The sequence below is a fragment of the Sunxiuqinia sp. A32 genome (genome assembly GCF_052690465.1).
The window spans coordinates 1-14743 of sequence record NZ_JBQYLI010000030.1; the positions used below are offsets into that span (position 1 = coordinate 1).

General features: G+C 37.0%; 12 protein-coding genes. 9 read left to right on the plus strand and 3 right to left on the minus strand.

Annotation, left to right across the window (positions count from 1 at the left end; translation table 11 throughout):
- Nucleotides 1-142 precede the first annotated feature (142 nt).
- Nucleotides 143-1723, plus strand: coding sequence for an O-antigen ligase family protein (locus tag ACUNWD_RS20040; RefSeq protein ID WP_445589648.1), 1581 nt, complete (start codon nucleotides 143-145; stop codon nucleotides 1721-1723).
- On the opposite strand, the gene ACUNWD_RS20045 is transcribed toward ACUNWD_RS20040, so the two are convergent.
- Nucleotides 1712-2791 carry a glycosyltransferase gene (locus tag ACUNWD_RS20045; RefSeq protein WP_445589649.1) on the minus strand — a complete coding sequence of 360 codons (1080 nt, stop codon included), beginning with the start codon at nucleotides 2789-2791 and terminating at the stop codon, nucleotides 1712-1714. The two genes, ACUNWD_RS20040 and ACUNWD_RS20045, sit on opposite strands and share 12 nt — an antisense overlap.
- 106 nt (nucleotides 2792-2897) lie before the next feature.
- Here ACUNWD_RS20045 and ACUNWD_RS20050 point away from each other — a divergent pair, with 106 nt between their 5' ends.
- The 5 genes from ACUNWD_RS20050 (at nucleotide 2898) to ACUNWD_RS20070 (ending at nucleotide 8123) form a co-directional block, all read left to right on the plus strand.
- Nucleotides 2898-3671, plus strand: coding sequence for a Rossmann-like and DUF2520 domain-containing protein (locus ACUNWD_RS20050; RefSeq protein ID WP_445589650.1), 774 nt, complete (start codon nucleotides 2898-2900; stop codon nucleotides 3669-3671).
- A 4-nt stretch (nucleotides 3672-3675) separates the two neighbouring features.
- A complete protein-coding gene (locus ACUNWD_RS20055; RefSeq protein WP_445589651.1) occupies nucleotides 3676-4206 on the plus strand; it encodes a KdsC family phosphatase in 531 nt (176 codons plus the stop codon).
- Complete coding sequence (locus tag ACUNWD_RS20060; RefSeq protein WP_445589652.1) at nucleotides 4206-4787, plus strand: Maf family nucleotide pyrophosphatase; 582 nt, start codon at nucleotides 4206-4208, stop codon at nucleotides 4785-4787. Before ACUNWD_RS20055 ends, ACUNWD_RS20060 begins: the two co-directional genes overlap by 1 nt.
- An 88-nt stretch (nucleotides 4788-4875) precedes the next feature.
- On the plus strand, nucleotides 4876-5874 hold the full coding sequence (locus ACUNWD_RS20065; RefSeq protein ID WP_445589653.1) for a substrate-binding domain-containing protein: 999 nt from the start codon (nucleotides 4876-4878) through the stop codon (nucleotides 5872-5874).
- Between the two features lie 101 nt (nucleotides 5875-5975).
- Nucleotides 5976-8123, plus strand: coding sequence for a S46 family peptidase (locus ACUNWD_RS20070; protein ID WP_445589654.1), 2148 nt, complete (start codon nucleotides 5976-5978; stop codon nucleotides 8121-8123).
- Nucleotides 8124-8152: 29 nt separating this feature from the next.
- On the opposite strand, the gene ACUNWD_RS20075 is transcribed toward ACUNWD_RS20070, so the two are convergent.
- Complete coding sequence (locus ACUNWD_RS20075; RefSeq protein ID WP_445589655.1) at nucleotides 8153-10483, minus strand: GH92 family glycosyl hydrolase; 2331 nt, start codon at nucleotides 10481-10483, stop codon at nucleotides 8153-8155.
- A 201-nt stretch (nucleotides 10484-10684) separates the two neighbouring features.
- Complete coding sequence (locus ACUNWD_RS20080) at nucleotides 10685-11380, minus strand: Crp/Fnr family transcriptional regulator (RefSeq protein WP_445589656.1); 696 nt, start codon at nucleotides 11378-11380, stop codon at nucleotides 10685-10687.
- A 149-nt stretch (nucleotides 11381-11529) separates the two neighbouring features.
- Between ACUNWD_RS20080 and ACUNWD_RS20085 the strand changes: the two genes are divergently transcribed.
- The 3 genes from ACUNWD_RS20085 to ACUNWD_RS20095 all read left to right on the plus strand — a co-directional run bounded on the left by ACUNWD_RS20085 (nucleotide 11530) and on the right by ACUNWD_RS20095 (nucleotide 14711).
- Entirely contained in the window at nucleotides 11530-11886 is a 357-nt protein-coding gene (locus tag ACUNWD_RS20085) for a thioredoxin family protein (RefSeq protein ID WP_445589657.1), read from the plus strand.
- Nucleotides 11887-11901: 15 nt separating this feature from the next.
- A complete protein-coding gene (gene trxA / locus ACUNWD_RS20090) occupies nucleotides 11902-12324 on the plus strand; it encodes a thioredoxin (protein ID WP_445589658.1) in 423 nt (140 codons plus the stop codon).
- A gap of 98 nt (nucleotides 12325-12422) precedes the next feature.
- Nucleotides 12423-14711 (plus strand): FAD-dependent oxidoreductase, encoded by a 2289-nt coding sequence (locus ACUNWD_RS20095; protein ID WP_445589659.1) that lies wholly within the window; start codon nucleotides 12423-12425, stop codon nucleotides 14709-14711.
- Nucleotides 14712-14743: the final 32 nt, after the last annotated feature.

Below are 14743 nucleotides of genomic sequence, written 5' to 3' on the forward strand. Positions count from 1 at the left end.
CTGCAGAAATGTGGGAGAGTAGGTCGTCGCCAATCTTTCCAAACCCTGTGTTCTCCAGAGCACAGGGTTTTTTATTTATAGGAGGGTGAAGTAATAATAATTCTATTATTAGTACGTTCGTATAATTGGATTTTCAACTGAAATGGCTAAACCCGAAAAACTCAATTGGTTTTACTTGGCATTGCTCGTATTTGCGGTTGCGTTGCCCTTTTCTGAAGGTTTAATTTCAACCTCTATCGGATTACTATTATTGGCTTCTTTATTCTCAACTGGAAAGAATACAATTTTACTCCGAATTAATGATCGTAAAGTTCTGCTTTTTCCAATATCTGTTTTCTTTGTCTATGTTATTTGGTTAGTTTCTACGAATGACTGGAATTGGGCTTTATACGACCTAAAAAAGAATCTTTCCTATTTAATAATACCGTTTGCATTTATTATTAGCCCAACGATTACTAACGAGCAGCATTTTAATGTGTTGAAATTATTTGCGTTAGCTGTTTTTAGTTCTGCACTTATTACAATTACCTATTTCAATTTGCAAGATGAAAGCTCCTTGCTGCAAGCTCAGCATTACGGGTTTATTCATCATATTCGGTTTAGCTTTCAATTAATTTTATCAATGGGGATCATCCTGTATCTTTTATTAAAGGAGTTTCTGCATTTAAAAATTTGGTACAAATTATTGTTGGTTGTAGCAATCTGCTTTTTATTCGTATTTCTGGTGTGGCATCAATCATTAACAGGGATGCTTGCATTCTTGGGAACTGCCTTTTTTGCGATTTTTTTCCTGTCATCGAAGATGAAAGGGAAATGGGTAAAGCGTATATTTTATTTCTGTTTGATATTGTTAGTTCTTGTTCCCACTTCGTACTTAGTACTTGCTATCAATAGTTTCTATTCTGGTGATGAATTTACGATTGATGAATTGGAGCAAAAAACCGAAAATGGAAACCTATATAGTCATGATACGGAGAATAAAGTGCTGGAAAACGGAAATTATGTATGGTTATACGTTTGTGAAAAAGAACTCGCGATTGAATGGAACAAACGTTCTGAAATCGATTATTATGCAAATAGTGTTAATGGTTATTCAATCCGGCAGACTTTAATTAGGTACCTAACATCAAAAGGCTTTCGGAAGGATGCAGAAGGAGTAAAAAAGTTGTCAGAAGAAGACATTAAGAATATAGAAAAAGGAATTAGCAACTACATTTTTGCAAGGAAGGGAATATCTCTTTATCCCAGGGTGTATATGAGTATTTGGGAAATTGATACATATATTAAAACTGGATTCGCCAATCAGCGTTCTTTAGCTCAACGTATTGAATATACCCGAGCAGCTTTGACAATTATAAAGGATAATTTTTGGTTTGGAGTAGGAACTGGTAACTGGAAGAAAGCTTATGCAGAAGCATATGAAAAAAATCAATCAAAAATGGATCCAGCTCGGTATGGCGATGCACATAATCAATATTTGAACTATATTGTGAAGTTTGGTATTATTGGCTTCATATTGATTATGTTTTTATTAATGTATCCTGTGCTAAAAACAAAAGCATACCGAGATCCAATATTTATGGTTTTCCTGATAAGTTTGTTATTTGCAAACTTTGGAGACTCAAACCTGGAAACTCATGTAGGATCAAACTTTTTCATTTTCTTTTATTGTTTTTTCCTTATTCCCTATATTGATGGTGGATTTGGAAAATCAATTCAATAGTTTTTCCCATTCCAGTAAGATATTTTCAAAATCGAATTTTTGAATAACTGATTGCCTGGCGATTTCCCCCATTTCTTTCCGAGCGACAGGGTTATTTATCAGATAAATGATCTTTTCAGTAAAACGTTCAATGTTAGGAAAATCAATGAGGTATCCATTTTTGCCGTGTTCAATGATTTCTGGATTACTTGTTAAGTTAAAAGCTACAGGTACTTTGCGTTCGGCCATTGCTTCAACCATGGCATTGCCGAAACCTTCCCAAAGCGAAGTGAAAAGAAAGATGTCAATTCCATTTAAAAAGCTTTTAACATCCGATTGAAAACCAACCAAACTAACATGTTTTTCTAAATTGTTCTTATGAATTAACTTAAGCAGTTCACCTTCAAGCGGACCAGATCCTGCAATAATCAACTTAAAATGGAGCTGTTTATGTTTTAATATTTTTGCAATTTCAATTAAATATTTTTGTCCTTTTTGTTCTACCAACCTTCCAACATTACCCAAAATGATCTCGTCTTTTTCTTGAAACGAAATTTCATTAACAGGCCTGTTATCCCATTCTTTAAAATTGATTCCTCTATAAATAACAGGGACATTTCTTTCATTTAATTTAGGTCGTAAATGTGTGAGAAATGCTTTGCAGGTATCTTTTGAATTTGGGACTGGATGTGTGATGATTTTGTGTAAAAGATAACGATTTAGGATGCTGTTTTTTATAGGAACAGCAAGCCCTCTCATGTACACGATATTTTTAACCTTTGCCTTGTTGGCTGCTAATCCACCGAGTTTCAAATCAGGCGAAGAATTTAAAAAAATTGTGTCAATACTTAATTGCTTAAAAAGTTTCGAAAGCTTTCTAATCTTCAGGTAATTCAAAAACGATAGGTTCCCGATCTCAAAACTTATCACGTCAATCCCATTCTCAAGTGCTTTCTTTTCAAGAATTGACCCTTTTGAAGTGACAAGATAAACTTGATACTTCTTCTTAAAATTGATCGCATATTCGAGATGGGCTTTTTCTCCGCCACCCCAAAAAGGAGTTGAATTAAAGAAACAGATATTTCGCATTTTCAATTATTTCGGTTGTGTAAAGATAATTGTTTGAGAAAATGCTGATGAATCCCTTACCTTTTAAATCTAGTTTTTTTATTACTTTGGAATAAGAAAAATTACAATGATAAAATCAGTAACCCTCATAGGAGCCGGAAACCTGGCCACGCAATTAGGAAAAGCATTGCTTGATGCCGGAATTCATATTGTTCAGGTCTATAGTAGAACAGATCAAACAGCGAAGGAATTAGCGACCAAATTAAATACCAAGTTTACAAGCGATCCCAGTAATGTTATTACCGATACCGATTTAGTTATTGTCGCTGTAAAGGACGATGCAATTCCTGAGATATTATCAAAAATTCAATTGGGAAACCAATTGGTTGTGCATACCGCAGGAAGTGTAAATTTGAATGTCCTTGAAAAATTCTCTAATTCAGTTGGGGTGTTTTACCCATTACAAACGTTCTCAAAAATTCGTGACATAAGTTTTAAGGAAATCCCAGTTTGTGTGGAAGCCAAAAGTGAATCAGACTTGATTTTATTAAAAGAATTGGCTTCAAAGATTTCAAACCATGTAAGAGAGATAGATTCAGAGCAACGTAAAACCTTACATTTGGCGGCTGTTTTAACTTGTAATTTTGTAAATCATTTATATCATTTGGGAGATTTATTATTGGCGGATAGAGAAATTTCCTTTGATTTATTAAAACCGCTGATTCAAGAAACTGCTGCAAAAATTCAACAGTTAAAACCATTCGAAGCACAGACTGGACCAGCGATTCGATTTGATGAAACTATTATTAATAATCATCTAAAAATGTTGGAGAGCTATCCCGAAGTCAAGAAAATCTATAGCTTTGTGACAGAAAGTATACACAAAACTCATAACAAGTAAGAGCATGGCTTTTTTTAAAGAACATTTGGAGAAAATTAAAGCAATGGTATTTGATGTAGATGGAGTTCTATCTTCTGATACTTCACCTTTAAATGCTGATGGTGATCCAATTCGGACGGCTAATGTGAAAGACGGTTATGCAATTAGAAATGCGTTGAATATGAATTTTCATATTGGCATTATAACTGGAGGAGCAATTGATCGTATTCGTTTGCGTTATGAAAAAATCGGGGTTCCCCATATCTACATGGGAGTTCGTGATAAAGTAAAATGCTTGAATGATTTCATGGATAAAACTGGAGTGAAAGCTGAAGAGATTTTGTTTATGGGCGATGATTTAGTCGATTTTCCTGTGATGAAAATGGTTGGTGTTGCTGTTTGTCCTATTGATGCAGTTAGTGAAATTAAAGAAATTTCTTCCTATATTTCAGATAAAAAAGGCGGAGAAGGTTGTGTGCGCGATATAATTGAACAAGTAATGAGAGCCCAGGAAAACTGGCATAATGAATATTCATTTTATTGGAAATCAATCTAATGGTACTAAAGAACCTGGAAAAATATCAATTGGTCTTAGCTTCAATGTCTCCCAGAAGACAAAAGTTATTAAGTGACCTTGGACTCGAATTCAAAGTAGTTGATGCCGGTGTGGAAGAATCTTATCCTGAAGAGCTGGGGATGACTGCTATTCCTGAATTTTTGGCTGAGCTAAAAGCAAATGCCATTAAAGAAAAGCTACAGGAGAATGAAATTCTGATAACCGCTGATACTATTGTCTGGAAAGATGACAAAGTTATCGGGAAACCTGAGAATAAAGAGGATGCGATCAGAATCTTAAATGAGTTGTCTGGAAGTCAGCATCAGGTGATTACTGGTATGTGTGTGCAATCGACCAGTAAAAAATATTGTTTTCACGCAGTTACCGAGGTCTGGTTTGATAAACTAAGTGATGATGAAATTCAGTTTTACGTTGATTCTCATAAGCCGTTTGATAAGGCTGGTGCTTATGGTATTCAGGAATGGATCGGTTATGTAGGCATCGAAAAAATTGACGGTTCTTTTTACAACGTGATGGGGCTTCCAATTCACAAACTTTATCAATATCTCAAGAAGTTTTAAATAGTTTGTTAAACTGTTGCCAAACAGTTGATATTACTTGTTTTCGATAGCACGGTTTTATTATTTCACCACTAAAAACTTATTTCAGATGAAATACCTTTGTAGAAATAAAATCACTCTTGTGATTATTGTTTTTTTATCTTTTTATGCCTGTGATAGTGGACCCGTAAAAGTTGGTTTATTAATGCACGATCTTAAATCTGAACGTTGGGTGAAAGATAAAAATTTTATTACTGAGCGCGTTGAAGAGTTAGGTGGTGAATTGATATTGAAAGTTGCTAATAATGATCAGCAAGTGCAGAATCAACAAGCTCTAGAATTGCTACAGGAAGACGTTGACGTGTTAATAGTTGCTTCCGTAGATCAAAATGAATCGGCTAAGATCGTTAATACCGCAAATGAAAAGGAGGTCAAAGTAATTGCATATGACCGACTAATTAAGGATTGTCTGCTTGATTATTATGTGGCGGTTGATGGAACTCGAGTCGGTGAAATGCAAGCGGAGTATATGACCACTCTGGTGCCTCAAGGAAATTACGCTTTAATTTTAGGTGATAAAAAGGATAATAATTCCATGTTACTTTTCTTAGGCCAGATGAACGTTTTGCAAAGCAAAGTTGAATCAGGTGACATTCGGATGATTTACAGTGAGTTCACAGATAGTTGGAAGAAAGAGCAAGGTTATGCTCACACGAAAGAAATACTGTCATTGAAAGACAGCGTTGATGTTATTATTTGTGGGTCTGACGAATTGGTTGTGGGTGTAAACGAAGCGTTAGAAGAAGCTAACTTGCTAGGAAAAGTGAAAGTTATCAGCCAAGATGCTGAATTGCATATTGTACAGCAAATTGTAAAGGGCAATCAAGCTGCATCAATTTATAAGCCAGTTAAGCAAATGGGGTATAAAGCCGCGGAATTGGCAATTGATTTGGGCAAAGGCAAAGAAATCAAAAAGGATTACACAACCGTTAGTAATGGGAAACGTTTAGTTCCTACCTTTCAGTTGGAGCCAATGCTTGTAAATGAAAATACCATTTCATCTACCGTTATTGCTGAAGGTTATCATCGATCTGAAGATATTTATTGATAGGCGAGCCAGTTGTATTTTGTTGAAATGGATTTCTTATCCTAACTTTTTTATTGAAAAAATGTTTGAATGAATTAAAGCAATTGCTACATCCCTCATATATGAAACATACTCTTTTATCAATCCTATGTGCTATACTCTTTTTGAGCGCTCAAGCCAAAGAGGGCATGTGGGTACCCACCCTGCTTGATAAATATACCATAGAGGAAATGCATCAGATGGGTTTTAAACTTTCTGCAGACGATATCTATAGTATCAATGAAAATAGTATGAAAGATGCTGTTGTCATTTTTGGTAAAGGATGTACTGGTGAAATGATTTCGGATGAAGGTTTATTGCTTACCAATCATCATTGCGGATTTTCTTCTATTCAATCGCACAGTTCTGTAGAGCACGATTATTTGACCAATGGTTTTTGGGCAAAATCAAAAGATGAAGAATTGTCGAATCCAGATTTAACAGCGAAATTTTTGGAAAGAATGGAAGATGTTACAGATTCTGTTTTGGTGGGAACAATGGACTTGAAAGGGATTGAGTTAGAGGATAAAATTGAGCAAAATATTTATGCAATACAGCGGATTGCTTCAGATAGCGGTCGCTTTGAAGCAGTTGTCAAACCTCTGTATTATGGGAATCAATACTTCCTATACCTGTACAAAGTATACAAAGATGTTCGTTTGGTGGGAGCTCCTCCATCGTCGATAGGGAAATTTGGAGGTGATACCGACAATTGGATGTGGCCACGACATACTGGTGATTTTTCTGTTTTTCGGGTGTATGCTGGTGAAAATAATGAACCGGCGGAATATTCTCCTGATAATGTTCCTTATCATCCAAAAAAACATTTTACACTTTCCACGAACGGTATTAAGCCGAATGATTTTGTGATGGTGTTAGGCTATCCAGGATCTACTCAGGAATATTTATCATCTTTTGCTGTGGATTTGATTATGAATCAGAGTGATCCGGATAAAGTGAGAATTCGCACCAAAAAATTAGAAATACTTGCAGATCACATGGAGAATGATCCTGCTGTTCGAATTCAATACGCTTCAAAATATGCGCGCACCAGTAATTCGTGGAAACGTTGGCAAGGTGAGGTAAAAGGGCTGAGACGGCTTGATGCGATCGCTGTGAAACAACAATTTGAAGAAAAATTTAAACAATGGTATTCCTCCAGTGATTCTTTGCAAGAGTTGTACGGAGATGTTCTGCCACAATTAGAAAAATTACACATGGATTTGTATGCATTTGAAAGAGCATATAATTACTACAAGGAAATTGTGTTTGGAGGAATTGATATTTTGGATTTTTCGTCAAATTTCCCCCGAAGTACACGAGGTTGGGATAGGGCGAGTGAATTTCGAAGGGATCTTTACAGAAAAAATTTAAGAGATAATTTGGATGACTTTTTTAAAGATTACAATCGGGAGACCGATGAAGAAGTATTCGTTGAACTTCTGAGATTATTAAAAAAGGACTTAGCACGATCATTTTTGCCTGAGAGTTTTATTGAGATGATGCAGAAGTATGATGATGAGAAATTGCTTAAAAAAGTGTATCAAAAGTCGGTGTTGTCAGATCAGGTAAAATTAACAGCAATGGTCGATGATCTCAATCTTAGAAATATAAAAAAGATTCATAAAGATCCTGTTTATGTGCTTTATAGTGACCTTCGGGCTCATTATTTGCGTAATGTAGAATTGGTTTACACCAGCATTAACAAGGAAATAGAGAAACAGCAAAAAATATATATGATGGGTATTCTATCAATGCTTGAGGGCAAGGAGAGGTTATACCCTGATGCGAATTTTACCTTTAGAATAGCCTATGGAAAAGTGGAAGGCTATCAACCCGGGGATGCGGTGTCGTACCTATATTATACAACCTTGAAAGGGGTAATGGAAAAAGATGATCCGGATATATATGATTATGATGTTCCTCAAAAGTTGCGTGATTTGTACGAGACTAAAAACTTTGGAGAGTACGCAACTGATAATTATATGCCTCTTGCATTTACAGCTTCTGTTCATACAACAGGCGGTAATTCAGGAAGCCCTGCGATTAATGCCAACGGTGAATTAATTGGACTTAATTTTGATCGTTGCTGGGAAGGAACGATGAGCGATATCATGTTCGATCCCGATCAGTGCCGGAATATCATGTTGGACATTCGCTATGTCCTTTTTATAATTGACAAGTTTGCGGATGCAGGTTACCTGCTGGATGAAATGAACATCGTAAACTAACTCTCTTTATTATTCAAATCAACAGAGCCTTATTCTTTACCCCATTTCTTATTCGGTTGATCTCCCAGTATTAAAATAAGTTCTCCACCTTTGGTGAAAGTTTCATGTGAGAAGCTGAATTTATTCCATTTTTTCCCGTTAAGGCTTGCATGTTGGATATACATATTTTCAGGAGAGTTGTTTTTTGTAGAAATTACAAACTTCTCGCCGGAGTAATATGCTGGATTCAGTTTTATTTCAATTCGATCAAAAATAGGACTCGTAATTTCATAAGATGAATTAACTGACGCTCCACCATCCATTTGAAATAAACCAATAGCCATTAGTGCTCCAAGTGCTCCCATTTGTCCCTGATCTTCATCTCCATTGTAACCTCCGTACGGAGTAATATCGCCAAATGTTATTTCTTTTACCTCACGAACCCATTTTTGGGAAAGCCACGGAGCTCCTGAATGATTAAATAAATGAGCCATTTGACACGAAGGTTGATTTTCATAGTCAATCCAGCTTTCGGCGTGTTTACCATGATCAGTTATAAAACGGTTTCCTTTTGCTTTTATGAAACAGCTATCAACATATTGGGTATATCGTTTCTCTCCACCAAATAATTCAATTAGTCCGTTCAGGTCATGTGGTACGAAATTGGTATAAATTGCAGAATTACTTTCCACAAAACCAATAGTATTGAATCCTTTTCCAATAGGCTCAAAATTGGATATCCATGTACCATCAATATTCTTAGGATGGATAAATTGCGTCTCTGGATTCCAAAGATTTTTATAATTCTTAGATCGTTTATTAAACAGCTCGTAATCCGTTTCTTTTCCCAATGCTTTAGCAAGTTGTCCCAAGCACCAATCCTGGTAGGAGTATTCAAGCGTCATTGCGGCTCCGTCTTTATGTCCCCCAGGCCCTTTTATTCCCTCAGGAACATAGTCATTTTCGAGGTAATATTTCATTCCACCACCTTCTGGATGATCGCGATGTTCATAACCTGCACGATCTCTTATTCCCCCAAGAAATGCATTTTTATATAATCCTTCGTAGGCCTTTTCAACATCATAATTACGAATGCCTTTATTATAGGCAGTTGCAAAAAATGAAGAGGCTGGATCACCAATCATCACATATGTATAATTTCCGCCAGATGGTCCCCGTGGAATTAATCCACCGTATCGATACATTTCAATCATGCTATTGCAGAATTCATTCATAATTTCCGGGTATGCCATCGACCACAATATATTCAAAGTCCAATGACTTCCCCACCAAGCATCAAAATTGTATTGGTTGTGAATCGGAATTCCATTGGCATTCAGCTCAACTTGACGGACTATTGGATTATCACCAGTCATATCACAATACTTACCATCAACATCACTAACTATTCTGCGACCTAATAATGCATGAAACAGGTCTGTATAAAACTTAATTTTTTGCTTTTCAGTTCCACCTTCAACTTTAATTCTTCCAAGGTAATTGTTCCATTCATTTCGAGAGTCATCTGCCACTTGATCAAAGTTCCAATGATTAAGTTCTTCTGTCAAATTAAGTCGAGCCTGTTCAGTACTTGTATAGGATAATGCAACTTTCATTAGCAGGGTATCATTCGAAGATTTATCAAAATGGACATAGGCGCCAATCTGATTTCCTTTAATTCCCTTAATTTCGCCATCTTTCAGTTTGCCATTTTCCCAACCTCCAAAAGAGGAGATTGGATTGTTGAATTGCGCAACGAAATATACGTAGGTTGGTTTTGGTCTTCGTGGAGTGGGGGACATGATACTGTAACCGGCAATTTCATAGTCGTTGACTTGTTCAACATCGGCAGATTCCATTCCTGAATGAGCAAGAAAGGCTCCAACATCAAGAATCACATACTTTTCTACAGATTTTGGGTAGGTGTATTTGTGGAACCCGACTCTGGTGGTTGATGTTAGTTCAGCACGTATGTTGTAATCCTTTAAATAAACACTGTGGTATCCGGGACTGACGATTTCATCTTCATGACTAAATGTAGACTTGTATGCTTCCATTCCCAGGTGACCTTTAAATTCACCGGTTGTGGGCATTACAGGTATTCCTGAAAGTTGCCATGCATGAATATGAGAGAAACATCTTACATATAGTGAATCATACAAATAACCTGAATTCCACGTTCCATTCACCCATGTGTCGGGGCTAAGGTTAACCATTCCAAATGGTCGTGAGGCCGATGAAAAATATAACCATCTGGGTTTTTTTGTATCTATTTGTGGATTTACATAATCAACTGGGCTGTTGGATTTTTGAGAATAGCTATTTAATGAGATTAAGAGAATTGTGGTAATTGCAAAAATCTTGAATATTAGTTGCTTCATTTTGCTGGAATTTAGTTAATAAGTTTAGCAGTTCAATACGGTTAGTATAGTTCTCTTAAAATAGTCAAAATAATTAAGAATTGATAGCTATTAGTTCTTACAATGGTTATAAGCTCTGATAAGGACTATTTTTTATACTTTCTATTGAAGTAACTTTATCTATGGAATTTGAGGGAAAGAGGAAATCAATGAGGTTAATGATCATCCGTGGATACTTATTTCTTGTAGGCTTTTACTATTTAGAATATTGATGTCCTTATCTTTTAATTCTATGAGTCCATCCTTTTCAAATGCTTTTAAGAGTTTCACTGCACTTTCTGTCGAGATTCCTGCAAAATCAGCTATTTCTTTGCGGAGTAGCAGTTGAAATACGTCAGGTAATTCGGATTTGAAAGAATTAATATATAACAACGTTTCTGCCAGGCGGCCATTCATTTGCCGATATAAAACACTACGTAAGGTATCAAATAAGGTGGAATTTTGATCGTAATATCTTTTGATAATACCAAACCCGAACATTCCATTTTGCTGAACCAGTTGGGCGATTGCATCTTTCTCAACTAAAAACGCTAAGCAATCAGTCATGGCAGTTACTGAATAATCAAAGGTGTTTTTTGAAAATACTGCCGACAGACCTACAAAATCACCTGGTTTTACAATTTGAAGATTATAGCTTTTCCCCTGATCTCCTTCTACGTATTGGCGTGCATACCCATTAACGATAAATAAAACATACGATGCAAAGGCCCCCTGTTTGGTCAGGTTGTCTCCTTTGCGAAAAAGTACCTGCGTTTTGCTTCCCTTAACCAATTCGATTTCTTCTGCTGCAAGCAGTTGAAAACAAGGTGAATCAATGTCGCATACAAATTCTTCGTCTGTTTCTATTATCGTTTTCATGTATCTGAATTTGTTGTGTGAGCTGCGAAGTTAGGAATAAATCAATAAAAAACTTGTTCTATTTCAATTCGATAGTTGAAATCTGAGTATGTCTTTTCGTTGCTAGGGTGAAATGCTGGAAATATCTTTGTTGCATGAATCTTTAATAAATGTTGTACACGAATCTGAAACATATTGAATCGACCCAACAATTGACGAAAGTGATTTCCGAGAACAAGAAATTGGTAATTATTTGCGGACGAATGGGGATGATGAGTATCCCGATGTACCGAATTATCCAAGAGTTGGAAGATTACTTTCCGGAGGTTAAATTTTTCGATATGGAATATGATAATCCGGAGTCGGAACCAATCTGCAGGTTATCTGCAGAGCATGGTCTTAAAGGACTTCCGGTGATCGTGTATTACAAAGAGGGACGTATGGTTGGTATAAATTCTGGCGTCCAAGCGAAAGATCAATTAATCGAAAATATTGAATTGAATTTTAGAATAAAGGAAAACGCTTAAAAGATATTGACACCTATGATACAAATTATTTTATCCATCCTCGCATTTATTATACTTGGAATTTTCATATTGGCCAGAATTGCAAAAGCTAAAATGAAAAACACACCATTGGTTGCTGATCACCAAAATATTTTAACGCTGACCGACCAAAACTTTAAACACCAAACAAAAAATAAACTTGTCTTGGTTGATTTTTGGGCAAGTTGGTGTGTGCCCTGTCGTATGATGGCGCCCGTTCTGAATGAAGTAGCGGATGAACTCCAAGGGAATTCCAGAGTTGCAAAAATCAATATAGAGCAATTTCAGGGCATTGCAACCCAGTTGAATGTCAGAAATATTCCAACTCTTGTACTTTTTAAAAATGGAAAGGAAGTGAATCGTTTTGTAGGAATTAAATCAAAAGATTTTCTTTTAAAAGAACTTGCAAAAGCTCAATAAGTATATTTCCCACCCCAATGCCCAATTAAAAATTTACTTGATTCCCGCAGGGGAGTCAGGACAAAAAAAATAAAAAATATAAATTGAATATTATGAACATGGAGAAAATTGTAATTATAGGCGGAGTAGCAGCAGGAGCAACTGCAGCTGCTAAAGTCCGTCGCCTCTCACCAGAAGCTGAGATTATTATGCTCGAAGCCGGACCTGATATTTCTTTCGCTAATTGTGGTTTACCTTACTACATTGGCGGAGATATTAAAAGTCGTTCGAAATTGATTTTGCAAAGTCCTGAAAGTTTTAAAGAACAATACAACGTTGAAGTTCATACCAATACCGTTGTAACTGCTATTGATCGGGCCGGGAAATTGGTAAGAACCTCGCATGCCCTTACAGGGAAAGAGGAAGCATTTGAGTATACAAAACTTATACTGGCGCAGGGAGGAAAGCCAATCCAGCCAAATCTTCCGGGCGCAGAAAGTAATCATGTTTTCTCTTTGTGGACTTTGGACGATATGGATAAGATTTCAGACCATCTGGAAAAGAATAATCCGAAAACGGCAGTCGTTGTTGGAGGCGGATTTATCGGTCTTGAAATGGTTGAAGCACTAGTAAAAAGAGGATTGAAGGTTTCTGTTGTTGAAATGATGCCTCATGTAATGGCAATTATGGAAGCTGAAACTGCTGGTTTCATCGAAAATGAACTTTTATCATTTGGAGTGGGAATTTACACTGGAGCAGGTGTTACCGAAATTGGTTCTGATACGGTAAAACTAGACAATGGTAAAAAGCTGGATGCAGACATGGTGTTACTATCAATCGGAGTTCGTCCAACTCTGCTATTAGCTAAAGATGCTGGTTTGGAACTTGGAGAAGCTGGTGGATTGCTGGTGAACGAGCAATTGCAGACTTCTGACCCTGATATTTTTGCTGCAGGTGATATGGTTGAAATTGAACATCGCGTGAGTGGAAAGAAAGTTCGCATTCCATTGGCTGGACCGGCTAATCGGCAGGGGCGAATCGCTGCTGAGAATGCACTTGGGGGAAATCATGGGTACAAAGGTTCCATCGGAACTTCAGTGGTTCGGGTTTTTGAAGCGGTGGCCGGAACGACAGGGCTGTCATTAAAACAGGCTCGTGCAAACGGAATTGATGCAGACGCAATTGTCGTTCATAAAGAACATCACACTTCATATTATCCAGGAGCAGAAACGGTTTCTGCAATGTTGGTTTACGATCGGGAAACCGGTGTTGTATTGGGAGGACAGACTGCCGGGTACAAAGGTGCAGATAAGCGCCTGGATGTAATTGCTACTGCAGCTGCTTCAAAATTGACGGTTAGTGATCTGGCCGATATTGATTTTGCTTATTCGCCTCCAATCGGAACTGCGAATGATGCTATCAACATGGCTGCCTATACCGCAGAAAACAGAATTAGTGGCTATAGTCCTTCGGTAACAGCTTCCGAATTGGATGATTACATTGCAGCGAAAAATCCAATATTCATTGATGTTCGTGATGTATTTGCATTTGAAAAATCACACGTTAAAGGAGCCCTGCATATTCCGCTGGAATTATTAACACAGAATCTGCAGGAGATACCAGCTGGCAGAATGATTATTGTATATGATGAGAACGGTAAAAAAGGACACCAGACATTGCGCACTTTGTTAGGAGCAGGATTTAACGATATAACCAATATCTCAGGAGGTCACACATCACTTCAAAGACATTTGAGAGCACTCGGTTTTAAGAATATAGCTCTTGAACTGTTGCCTGTTGAATCAAAATCTATTCATGAAGAAGCTGTGCCGGAAGAAGAAAAAACGCAGGAAGAGAAACAAGATTTTAATTCACCAATTGTAGTGGATGTTAGAACTGCAGAAGAGTTTGCGGCAGGAGCTTATCCGGATGCAGTCAATATTCCTTTGGATGAATTAATGTACCGTTTTGAAGAACTTGGGGACAATGCTTCAAGAGATATTGTGGTTTATTGTGCAACAGGAGCGCGTTCTGCATATGCACAACGAACACTAATGCAGGTGGGATATGTAAATGTGAAGAATGGCGGTGGTTTGACAAGCATGATGGCCAGCCAAAATCAAAAAGCTGCACCCAACAAAACGAAATCAAATGAGCCAATTATAGTTGATGTTCGTACAGAAGGAGAGTTCTATGGGGGAGCTTATCCAGACGCAATCAATATTCCATTAGATGATTTTGGAGATAGGATTGATGAATTGGGAAGCAAAGACCGTGATATTACCTTGTACTGTGCGTCAGGCGCACGTTCTGCCTATGCTCAGCGTTATTTGCAGCAGTTAGGTTTCACCAATGTAACAAATGGTGGAGGATTGATGCATATGATGATGCGTAAACAGAAGATCTAGTTGCGAGCGGAAATTATTGAATTTTATTGGTT